Raw genomic sequence first — 16,850 nt, 5'->3', positions numbered from 1 at the left:
CCGACCCGCCCCCGCCCCGCACCACGGGGCGGGGGCGGTGGTCAGGCGGCGTCCGGGACGATCCGTACCGGCAGGTCCGCCATCGCCTCCCGGAGGGCCGCCGCCAGTTCCTCGTACTCCGCGGCGCGGGCCGCGCCCGTGCGCATGGCGAGGGCGATACGGCGGGAGGGGGCCGGGTCGGTGAAGCACGCGGTGCGCAGGCGGCCGGCGCGGCCGGTCTCGACCTCGACTGCGGTACGGGGCAGCAGGGTCACGCCGAGGCCCCCCGCCACCAGCTGCACCAGCGTGGACAGTCCCGCCGCCGTCGTGGTGGCCGCGACTCCGGCGCGGCCCGCCTCGCGGCAGATGTCGAGGGCCTGGTCGCGCAGGCAGTGCCCCTCGTCGAGCAGCAGCAGGTTCAGCTCACGCAGGACCGTGCGGGGAAGCCGCTCCCGGCCGCCGAGCGGGTGGTCAGTCGGTGTGACGAGCACGAAGTCCTCGTCGAACAGCGGCATTTCGGTCACGCCCGGCGCCCCGTACGAATACCCCCGCCCGGACCCGCGCGCGGCCGGGGAAGGCACCGCTGCCGGAGACGCACTCGCCGCCGGGGGCTCCTTCGCCGCCGGCGGTGACACGGCGAGGAGCAGCAGGTCCAGCCGGCCGGCGGCCAGCCCTTCCAGCAGGCTCGCGGTCTGCTCCTCGTGCACCTGGAGGTCCAGGTGCGGATAGCGGGCGCGGACCTGCCGCAGGACGGTGGGCAGCAGATACGGCGCCACCGTCGGGATCACCCCGAGCCGGAACACGCCGGTGAACGGCGCCCGCAGCGCCTCCGCCTCCTCGATCAGCGCCCCGACGTCCTCCAGCACCGCCTTGGCCCGCACCGAGAGGCGCTCCCCGGCGGGCGAGAGCAGCACCTTGCGCGTCGTACGCTCCACGAGGGTGACACCCAGTGTCTCCTCCAGCGCCGACACGGCGCCCGACAGGGCGGGCTGGCTCATCCCGATGGCCGCGGCGGCGTCCCGGAAATGCAGATGCTCGGCCACCGCGGAGAACGCGCGCAGCTGCGCCAGGCTGGGCTGCCGCCTGCGCCGATTACCCACGGTCACTTATAGGGACCTCCGATCAACCCGACCGATTGTAGCTATTTCACTAATCAATACACCCTGTGCCAACATCAATCATGTCCAACCCATGGGAAACACCCGCAATCCGGGTGTTCCTCGCTGCAAGGAGAGCCTGTGCTCACTGTCGGTGACAAGTTCCCCGAGTTCGAACTGACGGCCTGCGTCTCGCTGGAGAAGGGCAAGGAGTTCGACACGATCAACCACAAGACCTACGAGGGCAAGTGGAAGATCATCTTTGCGTGGCCCAAGGACTTCACCTTCGTGTGCCCCACCGAGATCGCCGCCTTCGGCAAGCTGAACGACGAGTTCGCCGACCGTGACGCCCAGGTCCTCGGCTTCTCCGGCGACTCGGAGTTCGTCCACCACGCCTGGCGCAAGGACCACGACGACCTGCGCGACCTGCCGTTCCCGATGATGGCGGACTCCAAGCACGAGCTGATGCGCGACCTCGGCATCGAGGGCGAGGACGGTTTCGCCAAGCGCGCCGTGTTCATCGTGGACCAGAACAACGAGATCCAGTTCACCATGGTGACCGCCGGCTCCGTCGGCCGTAACCCCAAGGAGGTCCTGCGGGTCCTGGACGCCCTGCAGACCGACGAGCTCTGCCCGTGCAACTGGTCCAAGGGCGACGAGACCCTGGACCCGGTCGCGCTGCTGGCCGGGGAGTGACCTGAGATGTCGCTCGACTCCCTCAAGTCCCGCCTCCCGGACTACGCCAAGGACCTGAAGCTCAACCTGGGCTCGGTCATCGGCAACTCCGACCTTCCGGCCCAGCTGCTGTGGGGCACGGTGCTGTCGACCGCGATCGCCTCGCGCTCGGCCATCGTGCTGCGCGAGCTGGAGCCCGAGGCGAAGGCGAACCTGTCGCCCGAGGCGTACACGGCGGCGAAGGCCGCCGCCGCGGTGATGGCGATGAACAACGTCTTCTACCGCACCCGCCACCTGCTGTCGGACGACGAGTACGGCACGCTCCGCGCCGGCCTGCGGATGAACGTCATCGGCAACCCGGGCGTCGACAAGGTCGACTTCGAGTTCTGGTCGTTCGCGGTGTCCGCGATCAACGGCTGCGGCATGTGCCTCGACTCGCACGAGCAGGTCCTGCGCAAGGCCGGCGTCGAACGCGAGGCCGTCCAGGAGGCGTTCAAGATCGCCTCGGTGGTCCAGGCCGTGGCCGCCACGCTGGACGCGGAGGCGGTCCTCGCGGAGTAACTCCGCGGACCCTCCCTCCTCATCCGCAGCGGGCCCGATCACCACGACGGTGACCGGGCCCGCTGTCGTGCACCACCACCGTGCCGCTCCCGCCCTACCCCCGTGTGTCCTCCGGCGGAACCGGACCCGGCGAGGCCGGCGGCTCCGGAGGTGCCGGGGGGACCTGGGGCGCCGGCGGCACCTGCGGCCCGTGGTGGCTCGTGGCCGCCGAAACCGCCGTGGCGCCCCGGGGCCTGGGGGCGAGACGTACGGCCGCCTCCCGCGAGTACGCGCTCAGATAGCCCACGACGGTGTTCGTCACCGCGACCAGCGGTACGGCGACCACCGCACCGCCGATCCCGGCCACCATCCCGCCGGTCGCGACCGCCAGCACCACCGCGAGCGGATGGACGCGCACCGCGCGGCCCAGGATGAACGGCTGGAGGATGTGGCCCTCGATCTGCTGCACCGCCAGGACCACCACCAGCGTCATGACCGCCGTGAACACGCCCTGGGTGACCAGCGCGACGACGACGGCCAGCGCCCCCGACACCACCGCACCGACGAGCGGGATGAAGGAGAACAGGAAGATGAAGACGGCCAGCGGTACCGCCATCGGCACATTCAGGAAGTAGATGCCGAGACCGATGAAGATCGCGTCGATCAGCGCCACCACCACCGTGCCGCGCACATACGCCGTCAGCGTCCGCCACGCGGCCGGCCCCGCCCCGGCGACACCCGGGCGGGCGGCGGCGGGCACCAGCTTCAGCGTCCACTCCCAGATGCGCTTGCCGTCGTAGAGCAGGAACAGCGTCGAGAAGACCGCGAGCAGGATGCCGGTGAGCGCCTCGACGACGACCGTCACGCCCTCCAGGCCCGCCGAGGTGATCTGCTCGGTGTTGGCGCCGACCGCCTCACGCAGGTTCTTGGCGATCTCGTTGATCTGCTTGTCGGTGACGTGGAAGGGGCTGTTGAGCAGCCAGTTGCGCAGTTCGTCGATGCCGTTCTGGATCTGGTCGGAGAGGTGGTCGATGTTCTCCATGACCTGCCAGGTCACGAACCAGCCGATGAGGCCGATGACGACGAACCCGAACAGCGCGGTCAGCGCCGTGGCCGGGCCGCGCGGCAGCCCGAGCTTCCGCAGCCAGGCCACCGTCGGCTGCAGCAGCGCCGTGATCAGCAGCGCGGAGACGAAGGCCAGCACCACCAGTTGGACGGCGCCGATGACCCGCATGAGCACCCAGACCGTGCCCGCGAGCACCAGCAGGCGCCAGCCGGCCTCGGCGGCGACCCGTACGCCCCACGGCACGGCCTGGGCGGGGTCAGGACGGGAGGGAACGACATGGGCGGGAGCGACAGCGTGCCCGGAATCGGCTGCGGGGGTGCGGCTGCTCGGCAGCACGGGGGCCCGGTCGGCGGGTGCGGCGGCCGGTTCGGTCGTCTCGGCGTGCTCCGGAGTGTCCCGGCTCTCCCGTTCCATCTCGGCGCGGCGCTCTTCCAGCCGCCTGCTCACTTCGGTCAGTCGGGCTCCGACCCGGCCGAGCCATCCTGGCACTCGTGACATGAACCGTCCCTTGCCCCCGTTTCGCACCACCACTCCCCCTGGAGTCGTCGCTCCGACCGTACATGGCGAGAGCCCCACACCTTGAGGACGGTGTGGGGCTCTGCCGAGGTTGAGCGGGACCGCGGGACGGTGCGTCCGGCACGATCCGGGAAGCCTAGTACCAGTGGTTGGCCTGCCAGAACGACCAGGCGCCGCAGGGGCTGTCGTAGCGCTCGTTCATGTAGTTGAGGCCCCACTTGATCTGGGTGGCCGGGTTGGTCTGCCAGTCGGCGCCGGCCGAGGCCATCTTGGAGCCCGGCAGCGCCTGGACGAGACCGTAGGCACCGGAGGAGGGGTTCATGGCCTTGTAGTTCCAGGTGGACTCGCGCTGCACGATGTTGCTGAAGCACTGGAACTGGTCGGCCGGAATCATCTGCCGGGCCATCGCCTGGACCTGGGCGACGGTGTACGAGCTCTGGACCGCGAAGTCGGAGGCGGAGGCGGACGCCGTCTTGGAACGGCTGGCGGCCTTCTCGGCCTCCGCGCGCTCCTTGGCCTCCTTGGCGGCCTGGGCCTCCTTGGCCGCCTGCTCGGCGGCTTCCTTCTTCTTGGCGATCGCGGTCTCGGCGGCGGCCTTGCGGGCTGCCTCCTCCGCGTCCTTCTTGGCACTCGTGTCCGCGGCGATGGCCATGGTTTCGGCCTGCTGCGTCAGGGATGCGGTCTGCACCTGGGCCTGCTGGCCCGCGGGGATGTCCGCGAGCAGCGTGGTGCCGGCTGCCGTCGCCTCGAGGTCGTCGTTGGTCTGCGCGGTACTGCCCGACGCAACACCGACGACGCTTCCGACAGCGGTGACCGCCGTGGCCGAGGCCACTGCGAATCCCCGGACCGAAATCCGGCTCACACGGTTTCCTTCCAGCATCGACCGCTTCGGTGACCCTCGCGGACGCAATCGTGCCCCTGGCACTGGCCTCCCCAACTCGGGTCACGGGAGGCACGGGCCCGGTGGGCAACTCCCGAACGGGAGCGCCGCGTGGTGCTCGGGCGGCATACGACGACGCTATGCAGTTGGCGCTGGTGCCTGTGTGGTGCCTTGCCGCTGGGGGTAAGGCTGTGTCGCATGCGGGGCCTGACAGGAGTGAGACTCTGCCGCAATCCGGAGGCGCGAGGCAATTCCATCGCGCGTGTGAAAGCTCACATCTCGTTTGCCCCTGGAGATTCCCGGAAAGCCGCACGCGCGCCGACGCCGCCCGGCTAGGCTCTTCGCCTTTCCGGACGGCGTCAACCGCCTTGCTGTCGAACCCTGTTCGGAGGCAGGACCAAAAGGACCCACCTGACCCACAGGGCCCTTTGAGGGACCCTTCCGGCCTATCGCCTCAATGGGCCCGATAGACCGCTACCCGCCCGATAGAACCCGGACGGCCCATCAGGGTCGGATCAGGTTCATATCGGGAGCGGCCGTATCAGAGCTGTCCGTCCTCCAGCATTTCGGTCACAAGGGCGGCGATCTGGGACCTCTCGGACCGGTTCAGGGTCACGTGCGCGAAGAGCGGATGTCCCTTCAGCTTCTCGACGACGGCGACCACACCGTCGTACCGGCCCACCCTGAGGTTGTCCCGCTGGGCGACGTCGTGGGTCAGAACGACCCGCGAGTTGGCGCCGATCCGGGACAGCACGGTCAGCAGTACGTTCCGTTCCAGTGACTGCGCCTCGTCGACGATCACGAACGCGTCGTGCAGCGAGCGGCCCCTGATGTGCGTGAGCGGCAGGACCTCCAGCATGCCGCGCGCGGTGACCTCCTCGATGACCTCACGGCTGGTGACCGCCGACAGCGTGTCGAAGACGGCCTGCGCCCAGGGGCTCATCTTCTCGGCCTCGCTGCCGGGCAGATAACCGAGCTCCTGCCCGCCCACCGCGTACAGCGGGCGGAAGACCATCACCTTCTGGTGCTGCCGGCGCTCCAGCACCGCCTCCAGACCCGCGCACAGCGCCAGCGCCGACTTGCCGGTGCCGGCCCGGCCGCCCAGGGACAGGATTCCCACGTCCGGGTCGAGCAGCAGGTCGAGCGCGATCCGCTGCTCGGCGCTCCTGCCCTTGATGCCGAACGCCTCCCGGTCGCCGCGCACCAGACGGACGTCACCCTCGGGCGTGACCCGGCCGAGGGCCTTGCCGCGCTCGGACTGGATGGTCAGCCCCGTGTGCACGGGCAGGTCGGCCGCTTCGGGCACGTGGATGTGCCCCTCCTCGAAGAGGATGTCCACCTGCTCGGCGGGCAGGTTCAGTTCGGACATCCCGGTCCAGCCGGAGGCGTCCGTGACGGCGAGCTCCGCACGGTACTCCTCGGCGAGGAGGCCCACGGAGGACGCCTTGATCCTGAGCGGGAGGTCCTTCGACACCACGGTGACGTCGAACCCCTCGGCCTGCAGATTGCGGGCGACCGCGAGGATGCGGGAGTCGTTGTCCCCCAGGCGGTAGCCACTGGGCAGCACGCTGGGGTCCGAGTGGTTGAGCTCGACACGCAGGGTTCCGCCGAGGTCCCCGATGGGGAGGGGAGCGTCGAGGCGGCCGTACCTCACCCGGTAGTCGTCGAGCAGGCGCAGCGCCTGCCGGGCGAAGTAGCCGAGTTCGGGATGGTGCCGCTTGGCCTCCAACTCCGTCACCACGACGACGGGGAGCACGACCTCGTGCTCCTCGAAGCGGCTCAGGGCGTTGGGGTCGGCCAGCAGAACGCTGGTGTCGATGACATAGGTGCGCCGGTCGGGCTTGTGGCGCTGTGTGCTGGTCACCACGGAAGGACGTACCCCCTCGGAAGAGGTCGGGGAGCGACGGAGCGGAGCTGGACCGGTTGACGGCGCCGATGCACGGGCCGAGAACCGGCCCTCCGCTGCTTCGTCCGTGCCGTGACCGCACGGTCGGGCTGGTGCAAAGGGCCTCCCGGGCGGACGACCCCGGGCCGCCCGCTGAGATCCGACACCCGTGGTTCGGGCGTCGACCTGTCTGGGTTATGCCCTCGAACGAGCGCCGTCATGCCAGGTCGTGCGACGGCGCCCCGATGAACTCCCCGTTACGCGGGGACGGCCTCAGCCGCCGAAACGCCGGTGACGGGCGGCGTAGTCACGCAGGGCCCGCAGGAAGTCGACCTTGCGGAAGGCCGGCCAGAAGACCTCGCAGAAGTAGTACTCCGCGTGAGCGGTCTGCCAGAGCATGAATCCGGACAACCGCTGCTCGCCACTCGTACGGATGACGAGGTCCGGGTCGGGCTGCGCCTTGGTGTAGAGGTGACGCCCGATCATGTCGACGTCGACGGCCTCGGCGAGCTCCTCCATCGAGGTGCCCTTCTCGTGGGCCTCGAGCATCATGGAGCGCACCGCGTCGGCGATCTCCTGGCGACCGCCGTACCCGATGGCGACGTTGACCACTATGCCGTCGACCTGCGCGGTGGCCTCCTCGGCCTCCTTGAGCGTGGCCTGCATCCCGGGCGGCAGCAGGTCCGGCGTGCCGACATGGTGCACCTGCCAGCGGCCGTCGGCGCCGAGGGTGCGTACGACGTCCTCGATGATGCCGAGGAGCGGGACGAGTTCGTCCTCCGGCCGGTCGAAGTTGTCCGTCGACAGCAGCCAGAGCGTGACGACCTTGACGTCGGTCTCGGTGCACCAGCCGAGGAACTCCCCGATCTTGTCCGCGCCGGCCCGGTGGCCGTGGACGGTGCTGGAACCGGAGGCCTTCGCCCAACGGCGGTTGCCATCCATGATGACGCCGATGTGCTTGGGCACCTGAGCGGGGTCCAGGCGGCCTTCCACCCGGCGTGCGTACAACCTGACCAGCAGGCCGCGCAGCTTGTCGCGCAGGTTCACGTGATCGTCAGCCCCTCCGTACGGATCGGACAGGAACGGCACCCGCCGCGATCCACGGCATGCGGCACGCTCTCGGCTGCGGGCGAATCCTGTCCCTCTGGCAGCCCCCGGACGCGAAGCCTACCCCCGTAGGGGGAGAGCCCAGAAAAACGGGCCGGTCCGTGGGGGGGGATACGGACCGGCCCGAGGGGGGGTTTCCACCATAACCCTTCGTAAGTGATGCTGCGTGCATCGGCGGGCCACAACTACTCTCCGAAACCGCCCGACGACTCCCCGACGACCACGGAATCCCGTATTCCAGGCACATCAATGGCCGAAATGAAGCCGTTCCTCCCGGAAGAAACACGCACCAAACGGACATCACGCCCGGCGTGGCGCGGCCCACCCGCGACCGGCCCCCACCACACCGACCCTTCCAGCCGTCCCCCCGACGGGTGACCCCACCAGGAACGCCCACTTGACCCCGCCTCCATGACGGAGCGGCGGACTGAAGAACAGGCCGAGCCCGATCGAAGCGATGGAGGCGATGGAGGCGATGAAAGCAGTGGAGGGGTCGCACAGCCCCCTCCGTTGCGCGCCCCTCCCGCGCAGCTTTGCGCACGCGAATTACGGCAACGTGAACACAGTCCGGCCAACGGCCCACCACCGAACCACTCGGCGATCGAGAAGAAACCGCCTACGACACCCCCGCCCCCACCCGCGGTGCCACTTCCTCCCCCGCGAACCGCACGAACCCCTCCGGGTCCGGCCCGTCCCCCGTCGGCTGGAGGATCACGGAGTCGGCCCCGGCCTCGGCCGACCGCTGAACCGCCTCGGCGACGGCGCCGGCGTCCCCGGCCACGCCGAGATCGGGTTCGGAGCCGACGCCCTCGGCGATCAGCTCGGCACGGAGCCGCTCGTCGGCGCCGGGCCCGGTGGCGGTGAGGAGGTGGACGACGACTCCGTGCCGCCCGGCATCCCGCCCTGCCGCCACCCGCCCCTCCTCGATGAGCCGCCGGGCACGCCGCACCCCCTCGGGTGAGGTGGACGCGGTGAGGACAGTGCCGTCGGCGGCCTCACCGGTGAGGCGCAGGGTGCGCGGCCCGGTGGTCCCGGCTCGTCGACCGGGTGAAGCGGCCGGCGTGAGGCGACAGCCGGAAGACGTTGAGCGGGAGTCGAGTGAGGTCATCGGCCATCGCGACCGTCAGGGTGGCCCCGGCCCCCCGTCCCGCAACCGCACAGGAGCTGACTTCCGGGGCCTGGCGGGGATAGTTTCGGTGTGGGCGGTTGATCGTTCGGTGGTGGAGCGAAGGGGTGGGGTGGGTCGCTGATGACGCGCTGGCACGACGGGCGTGGGGAGTTGGTCGTCCCCGGTGACGACGACCGGCCTGCTGTGCGCGTACCGCTGGAGATCGCCGGCTCCTGCCGGGCCCGCACCAAGGGCCTGTTGGGACGGGACGCCCTCGACGGCGCGCTGCTCCTGTCCCCCGCCAACAGCATCCACACCTTCCGTATGCGCATGCCCATCGACGTCGCCTACCTCGACCGGCGTCTCCGCGTCATCGCCGTGCGCACCATGCCGCCGGGACGGCTCGGGCTGCCGAGGGTCCGGGCGCGGCATGTGATCGAGGCGGAGGCCGGGACCATGGCGGGGTGGAGCCTGCGGGCAGGGGTGCGGGTAGAGGTGGTGCGGGAAGGGGGGTGACGGAGCCGCTACGGCTTTCCGTCCACGTAGGCGGACGCGCCTTCCCTGGACAGGACCGCCCACATGCGGGTGCCTCCGCCCGGCTCCCGCGCGTCGCCGAAGCCCCAGTCGCCGGCGCACGCCCTGACGACGCATGCGAGCACCCTGAGTGCGGCCCGGCGGCGGGCGTCACACGCGGCCGCCAGGCGGGGGTGGGTGTGGCGGGGGTGTGCGTCGTAGAGGACCACGCGCAGGGTGTCGTCCCGGTAGCGGAGGGACACGTACACCTGGGCCGTGGGGGCCAGGCGGCATGCGCAGGCCACCAGTTCGCCCACGACCTGTACCGCCGCGTCGGTCATGTCGTCCAGGCCGTGGGCCCGCAGGATCGACCGGGTGGCGGTGCGGGCGATGGCGGGGCTCCGCAGGGCCGGGGGGGAGGGTGAGGCTGTAGTTGAGAGTGGCGGGGATCTGCGGAGTGGGGGGCTTGTCGAGGGGGGCGACGATCGGGCAGAGGGCGGTCGATTCGAGCACGGTGACTCCTTCGGGCAACAGGTGGTTCGTGGCTCCGCCCAGTGGCTCGTCTCCCTGACGCGAACACGCCCCTCCCAGGGCAGGAGAGTGCGGGCAGGCTCGCGCGATGCCCTTCCGGGTCGGTGCGGGTCGTAGTCGACCTGTCACGGAAGGTAGAAGAAGTGGGGTCACAATGTCCATCGATCCATCGATAATTACCCCCATCGATGGGTGGATCGATAGCACCGCTCCACGGCAGACTGCGTCTCGACAGCAACAGGAGGGGCAGCGTGGCGACGAGGAACTTGCCGACTGAGCGGCAGAAGCGGCTTGGCGCAGAGATGCGCAAGATGAGGCTGGCGGCGGGCGTCACCACGGAGTACGCGGCCGGGCTGCTTGGCATTGACCGAACCCGACTGTCCAACATGGAGTCGGGCATCCGTCCCTTCTCGGCCGAGCGCGTTCGCACGCTGGCCTGTAACTACGCCTGTGGCGACCTCGGTTACGTCGAGGCTCTGGCCATCATGGCGGAGCACAAGGGACGGGGATGGTGGGAGCAGTACCGGGGCACGTTGCCCGCCGGGCTGCTGGACATCGCCGAGCTGGAATGGCATGCCACTCGAGTGCGCACCGCGCAGGTCATGCACGTACCAGGGCTGCTCCAGAGCGAGGAGTACGCCCGAGCGGTGTTCGCCGCGGTGCTCCCGCCGTTGAGCCGGCTCGAGGTCGAACTTCGAGTGGCCCACCGCATGGAGCGGCAGCAGGTACTCCAGCGAGCCGAGCCGCTTCCGTATCTGGCGTACGTCCACGAGGCCGCACTGCGCATGCCGTACGGCGGTCCCGGGGTGGCCCGGCAGCAGCTCGCCCGCCTCGCGGCCGAGTCCGAGCGTGAAGAAATCGAGTTGCGAGTCATTCCGAACGGCGCAGGCGACTTCCCCGGAGCAGGACACGCCTTGCTCTATGCCGAGGGGCCCGTGCCCCAACTCGACACGGTGCAGTTGGACTCGGCTCATGGGCCGGATTTCACCGGTGCTGAGGCTCAGCTCACCAAGTACCGTGCTCATCTGGACTGGATGGACAATGCTGCGCTGCCTTCGGCGGCCTCACGAGATCTCATCCACACCGTTGCCCGCGACATCTGAGGAGCCACCATCATGGCCGGCATCGACTGGGAAGATGCCTTCTGCGGCGAAGGCAACAACTGCTTCCGCATAGGGACCGACACCGAAGGCAACGCCTACATCGCCGTCGCCGGGCAGGAGGAGCACCCGTTGACCGACAGCAGAGAGGCCCTGCGCTCCCTGATCCTGGAGATCAAGGCGGGCAAGGCCGATCATTTGCTGTAGTCAGCTCTCCGTGCGGGGGAAGGAGATCTCCACCCTGCGGTTCTTCTTGCGGCCGGCCTCCGTCGAGTTGTCGGCGATCGGGTACTGCTCGCCGTAGCCGCGCACCTCGTACGTGAGGCCGGAGTCGTTCAGCTCCTGCTCGAGGACACCGTGTACGGCGTTCGCGCGCCGGCGGGACAGGACGTCGCCGTGCGCGGACGAGCCGAGGTTGTCCGTGAAGCCGAAGACGCGGATCTTCGTCGCGTTCTGCGTCTTGATCTCCTCGGCGATCGTGGAGATACGGGACCTCGCCTGCGCGCTCAGCTTGGCGCTGTCCTTGCCGAACAGGACTTCGGCCTGGAGCGCGAACTTCACGTCCGAGTTGGTGTCCTCGCGACGTTCGTCGCCGCTCTGGTCTTCGACCACTTGCTTGATGTCCAGGACCTTGGGCTCCGCGAGGGTGGCGCCGTCCGGGAGCTTGAGGTCCGGGTCGTTGGGGTCGAGTTCCACGGGGGCGGAGGCGGTGGCTTCGGTGCCTGGGGGGACGCTGGGGGCGTCGTCGGCGACGGCAGCTGTGGCGCTGTAGAGGCTCGTGGCGACCAGGAATGTGGCGGTAGCCAAGGCCGAGACGAAACACGGTGACAATGGGCGCATTTGAGTACGCGTCATGACTGGCCTCACCCAGAGATCTGAATGGTGCCGCTGGCGAACGTCGGCAATTGAAGGCTGACTTCGTTAGCGTCAGCCGGCGGTGAAGGGAACTGCATGAACACTGCGAGGCTCTCCCCGGCCTTGATTGTCGAGAAACCCGTGGTCGTCAACGGGCGGCCGTCCGTATCACGCAGCACGTAGTACCGCTTCTTGCCCTTCGAGTCAATGAGCGTGGCGCCGCCGAGCGACCTGCCATTCTTGATGATCTCGGTCTCATTTCCGCTCAGCGCAGAAGGGATCGGCAGGCTTTTGGCTCCGTCGTTCTTGAGGTTGCCGTTCACCGTGACGAAGCCGCCCGCATCGCGCTCGGCAGAGGTGACCTGGAGGAGCAACCCATTGGAGCCCTTCAACTCCGCCAAGAGCTCCTCCGGCTGGCCCTCTTGAGCACTTGGGTCGGACCCCCCGTCCTTGGATGCCGAAGCCGTCGTCTGCGGCTTCTTGTCGTCCCCGCCCCCACTGCAGCTGGCCACACCGAGGGCCAGACCGGCCGCAACGGTCAGCGCGACCATTCCCCTGAGGGCCTTCGTTGTAGACCAAATACTCATGCCTCTGCTTCCTTAGTCACTCGTCGTTCGCTTGTCAGTCGGCCAAGTGGACATCGAAGAGATCCTCGGGCTTGGGAAGGAGGTCCTTGGGCCCTTTCGGGTCCAGCTTCCACTTCTCGCCCTTACAGGTGAGCAACGGTAGGACGTCGTCCCCTGCGCCCTCCGCCGGAAGCTCGAATGTGCAGCGCGGCTCGATCACGGCAGCGGCAGTCTCCTGCGACCGCTGATTCTCCGTGCCGGGCACAATGGAGTCGCCCACAGTGTCGATCGTCTCAACTCGAACCGAGTAACCCAGTGGTCCGTCTGGAGCACAGCTCAGCACAACGGCGTCGTTCTGCGCTGCGAGCTGATCCGCCCTCCAGCACGAAGGAGCGAGCCCCAAGCCCTTGCCGTCGAAGATGTCCTGCCACTTGGTGGGGTCGAGGAGGTTCTTCACCCAGGCACCGGCGAGCTTGTCCCGCTTGTCCTGAGCCGCTGCGAGGGCGGCGGCGTCAGCGGCCGTCTGGGCGCCGTTCCGATTCGCTGCGGCCTGGCCGACCGCAAGGTACGCGAACGCGAGGAAGAGCAGGCCCCCCACCACCGTGATGTAGATGGGGAATGCCTGCCCTGCGTCGCCGAACTTGCGAGGCTTTATCAACCGCCGGTGACCTCGCCGATCTTGGCCGTGATCGCGTCGAAGATCGACTGACCGAGATCCGTCCCCGTGATCGCCAGTACGATCGCCACGACCACCGCGATGATGCCCAGGTATTCCACCGCGGTCTGGCCCTTGTCGTTGCGGGCTGTGCGGGACTGGAGGTACGTGACCGTCGTGTTGATCCAGTTGCTCATGGTGTTCCCCTCCGGCTGACGCGGTTGCGGCTTCCGCTTTCTTCGCGGTGCCGCTTTCGACATCAGTAAGGTACGGCGAATTCCCCCGCCCGCCAGAGGGCCCCAGGGCCCAATTCCGGGCCCAATCACCGGCCCGGTTCATCGTCCCCCGTACCGTCACCGCAGGTCACCCATCCCTCGGTCCGAACCCGGTGCCGTGCCGAGCCACTTCGCGGCGGCCTCGGAACGGCTCGTGCTGTGGAGTTTCGCGAAGATGCGGTTGATGTGGTTCTTGACCGTCTTTTCGCTGATGAAGCACGTGGCGGCGATCTGTTGGTTGGTCATGCCGGACGCGATGAGGTCCATGATCTCCGCCTCCCTGCTGCTCAGTGGGAACCTCGACCTGTCGGGAGCGGCCGGGCGGCCGCTTGTCCACCCAGACGCCGACTGTGCCACATCCGGTTGCAGTCGCGAAAGGTTTTCCACAGAAGTAGGCGGAGCCGGGGTGTACGGAAGGCCGAATTCACCCGAACTCGCCCCCGCATTAGGCGGACCGGCCTCCGCTCGCCCCAATCCTTCCGGTAGCGCATGACTCGTACCCACCCCCTGACGAAGTTGCGCCAGCAACGCTCCGGCCGCTGTCGGGGTGAAGTGCGGTCTGCCGTCCTTGATGTCCCGTACCGCCGACACCAGCTGGTCCGCCGTGAACTCGCCGTGGACCAGGTAGCCGCCCGCTCCCCTGCGCAGGGCCTCCTGGACGATCTCCGACTCCCTGCTGTACGTCAGCATCACGACCGGGGCGATCCGCACCAGGTACGGGAGGGCGGAGATGCCGTCCACGCCCGGCATGCGGACGTCCAGGAGGACGACGTCGGGGCGGTGTTCGTGGGTCGCCTCGTACGCCTGCCTGCCGTCCGCCGCCTCCGCCACGACCGAGATGTCCTCGCGGCCGGAGAGCAGGGCGGTCAGGCCGGCGCGGACCACCGGGTTGTCGTCGGCCACGACCACCCGGAGCACGGCGGGCGGTGGGACGTTCTCGAAGGGGTTCGGCGGCGGCTGCACGGGGCTGCCTCCTCTCCGGGAGTGGGGGGACGGGTACGGCGTCTGCTCGGTCATGCGGCCCTGCCTTCCGCCGGATTCGGGCCCGGCGTCGTCACGGCCGCCAGCGGGAGTTCCAGGCGGACCTCCGTGCCGTGGGCCTGTGTGCCCCGGCCTATGCGGATGCGGGCCCCGACGGAGGCGGCCCGCTCGACCATGCCGACCAGGCCGAAGTGGCCTGCCCGGCGGAGCTGTTCGAGGCTGGTGCCGGACGGGAGCCCACGGCCGTCGTCGTGGACGCTGATGCGGAGCAGGCCGCCGTGGACGCCCGCGCGGACGTCGACCCGGGTCGGTTCCGCGTGGCGGTGGGCGTTCTCCATGGCCTCCGAGGCGATGGTGAGGATCTGGCGGGCCACCGCCGGCGGCACTGGTGGGACCACCGTGTGGTCGACGGTCGGACGGTAGGTCGCCGGCAGGCCGGTGCGCGTGCTGAAGTCACGGGTGCGCGCCGCCAGTTCCTCCAGGACGTCCGTGCCCTGGGCCGGGTCGGACTCGCGGCGCAGGTCGGCCAGCAGTTCACGGGACTCCGCCGCCGCGCGGCGGGCCGAGCGGGCGACGAGTTCCGCCTGCTGCTTCACCAGCTCCGGTTCCATGTGCCGTGCACCCGCCGAACCGGCCAGTCCGTCCGCCGCCAGGGCGACCCCGTGCAGCGTCTTGGCCACCGAGTCGTGCATCTCCCGGGCCAGGCGGGCGCGTTCCGCGCCGACCGCCTCGGTGACGGCCAGGCGGGCCTGGACCGTGGTGAGGGCCTGGGTCGCCGCGCCGAAGCGGAGCATCAGGCCGCGCAGGGTGGAGCCGGCCGCCCCCGCGACCACGCAGAGGCCGGGCAGGAGCGAGGTCTCCGCCAGGCTCGCGTGCGGGTTCTCCACGGCCGCGTAGACCAGCAGCAGGATCAGGCCCTGGAGGGACGCGAAGACGGCCGCGCCCCGCCAGCCGTAGACCAGACCGGCCAGAAGCGGCGTGCAGACGCTGACGTAGGCGAGGGTGGTGTCCGGGCCCGCCGAGATGAGCAGCAGGGCGCCGAAGGCGGTGTCCACCGCGAGCAGCGTGGGGTGGCGCAGCAGGAGGGGGCCGAAGCGTTCCCAGTCCCGGAAGAGGACGTAGGAGGCCATGAAGGTGACCACCACCGCGATGCCGACGAGGCGGGTGCCCCAGCCGGGACTCGCGTTGAGCAGGGCGGCGGGGGCGGCCAGCGCGATCATCGCCAGCCGGAAACCGAACACCTGTCGGCACAGGGCCTGAAGGGCGTTGATCTGGATGTCGACGTCCGGTGCGGGTGCGTGGAGGACGCCCCGGTTTCCGGCCGGCGGGATCTCGTGCCCACCCGCACCACCTGTGCGGGGTTCGCCGTCGGCCGCGGGGGGTCCCTGGGAGGGCCGGGCGTCGGCGTCGGCTGCCGGGGCGTTCACCCGGCCCGCTGCCGTCGGCTCCCAGCCCGGTGGCAGCGCCGGCGTCACCGACGTCACCGGGATGTCCGGCGCTCCCGTGCGGACGTGCTCCGGGAGGACCGTGCCCGCCGGTGGGGTGGTGATCTCCGCGGCCCTGGGGAGGCGGCGGAGCCGCACCGTGCGTTCCCTCTCGATCGTCATGGCACCCTGCCCCGTCCTACTCGCCCGTGATCGAGCCGAAGTCGGTGCCGGAGCCGAGGATCAGGCCGGCGCCGAGCAGGATCATCGTGGCCGGGACCATGAACGTGGTGATCATCATGGTGGCCTTGGGGACCGCGCGGGCGGCCTTGCGGCGGGCGTTCTGCGCGTCCGTGCGGCGCATGTCCTTCGCCAGCGCCACCAGCGTGTCGACGATCGGGGCACCCAGCTCCTCGCCCTGCTGCAGCGCCGTGACGAACATGGCGACCTGTTCGGAGTCGTTCCGCCTCCGGAGTTCCGCGAAGGCCTGGCGGCGGCTCATGCCGAGGTCCATCTGGCGCAGGGTGATGCGCAGTTCGTCCGCCCAGGGGCCCTCGTACCTCGCGGCCACGCGGTCCAGTGCCTGACGGAATCCGAGGCCTGCGCTCACCACGACCGCGAGGACGTCCAGGAAGTCGGGCAGCGTGCGCTCGATCACGTCCTTGCGGATGCGGATCGCCGACCAGATGCCGACCTCCGTCCAGAACGCGCCGAAGGCGAGCAGCAGCAGGGCCACGAAGAGCTGGCCGCGCATGAGGAAGACCAGGAAGCCGACGCCGCCGAGGAAGCCGTAGACCGCGCGGCGGGCGGCGTAGCGGTCGATGGTGAGGCCGCCGGGGTTGCCCGCCAGGTCGATCCTGCGGCGGTACCTGGCGACCTGCTTGGGGCCCATGGCCCGCAGGACGGCCGGGGCGTAGCGCATGCCGAGGCGGTCGACCAGGGAGTCGACCGCGCCGGTGCGGGTGGAGCCGACCTCCAGGGCGAGGGCCAGGTCGCTGGGGAGTTTCGCCTCGGCCCGGTACATGCGGATGCCGGCGAAGACGCCCCAGACGCCGACGGCCATGGTCAGTGCGAGCAGAAGTGCCATGTCGGTTGCT

General features: G+C 69.7%; 18 protein-coding genes and 1 pseudogene. 5 read left to right on the top strand and 14 right to left on the bottom strand.

The annotated features are described in order from the left end of the window. Positions 1-41 precede the first annotated feature (41 nt). Positions 42-1,085 carry a LysR substrate-binding domain-containing protein gene (locus tag ACVW19_RS21770; protein WP_457461017.1) on the bottom strand — a complete coding sequence of 348 codons (1,044 nt, stop codon included), beginning with the start codon at positions 1,083-1,085 and terminating at the stop codon, positions 42-44. Between the two features lie 132 nt (positions 1,086-1,217). On the opposite strand from ACVW19_RS21770, the gene ACVW19_RS21765 reads away from it, so the two are divergent. After that, positions 1,218-1,772: a peroxiredoxin gene (locus ACVW19_RS21765; protein ID WP_457461015.1), complete on the top strand. Its 555-nt coding sequence runs from the start codon at positions 1,218-1,220 to the stop codon at positions 1,770-1,772. A 6-nt stretch (positions 1,773-1,778) separates the two neighbouring features. Next, positions 1,779-2,312 carry an alkyl hydroperoxide reductase gene (locus tag ACVW19_RS21760; RefSeq protein ID WP_457461013.1) on the top strand — a complete coding sequence of 178 codons (534 nt, stop codon included), beginning with the start codon at positions 1,779-1,781 and terminating at the stop codon, positions 2,310-2,312. A 94-nt stretch (positions 2,313-2,406) separates the two neighbouring features. Here ACVW19_RS21760 and ACVW19_RS21755 read toward each other — a convergent pair whose 3' ends face one another. The 5 genes and pseudogenes from ACVW19_RS21755 to ACVW19_RS21735 form a co-directional block, all read right to left on the bottom strand. Further along, positions 2,407-3,855 (bottom strand): AI-2E family transporter, encoded by a 1,449-nt coding sequence (locus ACVW19_RS21755; protein WP_457461011.1) that lies wholly within the window; start codon positions 3,853-3,855, stop codon positions 2,407-2,409. A 154-nt stretch (positions 3,856-4,009) separates the two neighbouring features. Next, complete coding sequence (locus ACVW19_RS21750; RefSeq protein ID WP_457461009.1) at positions 4,010-4,735, bottom strand: aggregation-promoting factor C-terminal-like domain-containing protein; 726 nt, start codon at positions 4,733-4,735, stop codon at positions 4,010-4,012. A gap of 559 nt (positions 4,736-5,294) precedes the next feature. After that, complete coding sequence (locus ACVW19_RS21745; RefSeq protein WP_457461007.1) at positions 5,295-6,620, bottom strand: PhoH family protein; 1,326 nt, start codon at positions 6,618-6,620, stop codon at positions 5,295-5,297. Positions 6,621-6,911: 291 nt separating this feature from the next. Then, entirely contained in the window at positions 6,912-7,685 is a 774-nt protein-coding gene (locus ACVW19_RS21740) for an isoprenyl transferase (RefSeq protein ID WP_457461005.1), read from the bottom strand. A 676-nt stretch (positions 7,686-8,361) separates the two neighbouring features. After that, positions 8,362-8,781, bottom strand: a pseudogene (locus ACVW19_RS21735) (LLM class flavin-dependent oxidoreductase); the annotation flags it as partial. A 213-nt stretch (positions 8,782-8,994) separates the two neighbouring features. Between ACVW19_RS21735 and ACVW19_RS21730 the strand changes: the two are divergent. Next, complete coding sequence (locus tag ACVW19_RS21730; RefSeq protein WP_457461003.1) at positions 8,995-9,369, top strand: DUF192 domain-containing protein; 375 nt, start codon at positions 8,995-8,997, stop codon at positions 9,367-9,369. Between the two features lie 8 nt (positions 9,370-9,377). Here ACVW19_RS21730 and ACVW19_RS21725 read toward each other — a convergent pair whose 3' ends face one another. Further along, entirely contained in the window at positions 9,378-9,707 is a 330-nt protein-coding gene (locus tag ACVW19_RS21725) for a hypothetical protein (RefSeq protein ID WP_457461001.1), read from the bottom strand. Positions 9,708-10,148: 441 nt separating this feature from the next. Here ACVW19_RS21725 and ACVW19_RS21720 point away from each other — a divergent pair, with 441 nt between their 5' ends. Both ACVW19_RS21720 and ACVW19_RS21715 read left to right on the top strand, forming a co-directional pair. Next, complete coding sequence (locus tag ACVW19_RS21720) at positions 10,149-11,000, top strand: helix-turn-helix domain-containing protein (RefSeq protein WP_457460999.1); 852 nt, start codon at positions 10,149-10,151, stop codon at positions 10,998-11,000. 12 nt (positions 11,001-11,012) lie between these two features. Further along, positions 11,013-11,204: a hypothetical protein gene (locus ACVW19_RS21715; protein WP_457460997.1), complete on the top strand. Its 192-nt coding sequence runs from the start codon at positions 11,013-11,015 to the stop codon at positions 11,202-11,204. Here ACVW19_RS21715 and ACVW19_RS21710 read toward each other — a convergent pair whose 3' ends face one another. The 7 genes from ACVW19_RS21710 to ACVW19_RS21680 form a co-directional block, all read right to left on the bottom strand. Next, the gene (locus ACVW19_RS21710; RefSeq protein ID WP_457464722.1) at positions 11,205-11,837 is read right to left on the bottom strand and encodes an OmpA family protein; all 633 of its coding nucleotides are present in this window, start codon (positions 11,835-11,837) and stop codon (positions 11,205-11,207) included. Between the two features lie 23 nt (positions 11,838-11,860). After that, complete coding sequence (locus tag ACVW19_RS21705) at positions 11,861-12,439, bottom strand: hypothetical protein (protein ID WP_457460995.1); 579 nt, start codon at positions 12,437-12,439, stop codon at positions 11,861-11,863. A gap of 34 nt (positions 12,440-12,473) precedes the next feature. After that, positions 12,474-13,073, bottom strand: coding sequence for a pilus assembly protein TadG-related protein (locus tag ACVW19_RS21700; RefSeq protein ID WP_457464720.1), 600 nt, complete (start codon positions 13,071-13,073; stop codon positions 12,474-12,476). Beyond that, positions 13,073-13,270: a Flp family type IVb pilin gene (locus ACVW19_RS21695; protein WP_457460993.1), complete on the bottom strand. Its 198-nt coding sequence runs from the start codon at positions 13,268-13,270 to the stop codon at positions 13,073-13,075. The genes ACVW19_RS21700 and ACVW19_RS21695 overlap by 1 nt, the downstream gene beginning before the upstream one ends. A 156-nt stretch (positions 13,271-13,426) precedes the next feature. After that, entirely contained in the window at positions 13,427-14,365 is a 939-nt protein-coding gene (locus tag ACVW19_RS21690) for a response regulator (protein WP_457460991.1), read from the bottom strand. Next, on the bottom strand, positions 14,362-15,936 hold the full coding sequence (locus ACVW19_RS21685; RefSeq protein WP_457460989.1) for a sensor histidine kinase: 1,575 nt from the start codon (positions 15,934-15,936) through the stop codon (positions 14,362-14,364). Before ACVW19_RS21685 ends, ACVW19_RS21690 begins: the two co-directional genes overlap by 4 nt. A gap of 16 nt (positions 15,937-15,952) precedes the next feature. Continuing rightward, complete coding sequence (locus ACVW19_RS21680; RefSeq protein WP_457460987.1) at positions 15,953-16,840, bottom strand: DUF5936 domain-containing protein; 888 nt, start codon at positions 16,838-16,840, stop codon at positions 15,953-15,955. Positions 16,841-16,850: the final 10 nt, after the last annotated feature.

Source organism: Streptomyces sp. TE5632 (genome assembly GCF_054061295.1).
Note: the sequence above shows the minus strand (reverse complement) of the source record. Positions and strands in the feature narration are given on the sequence as shown.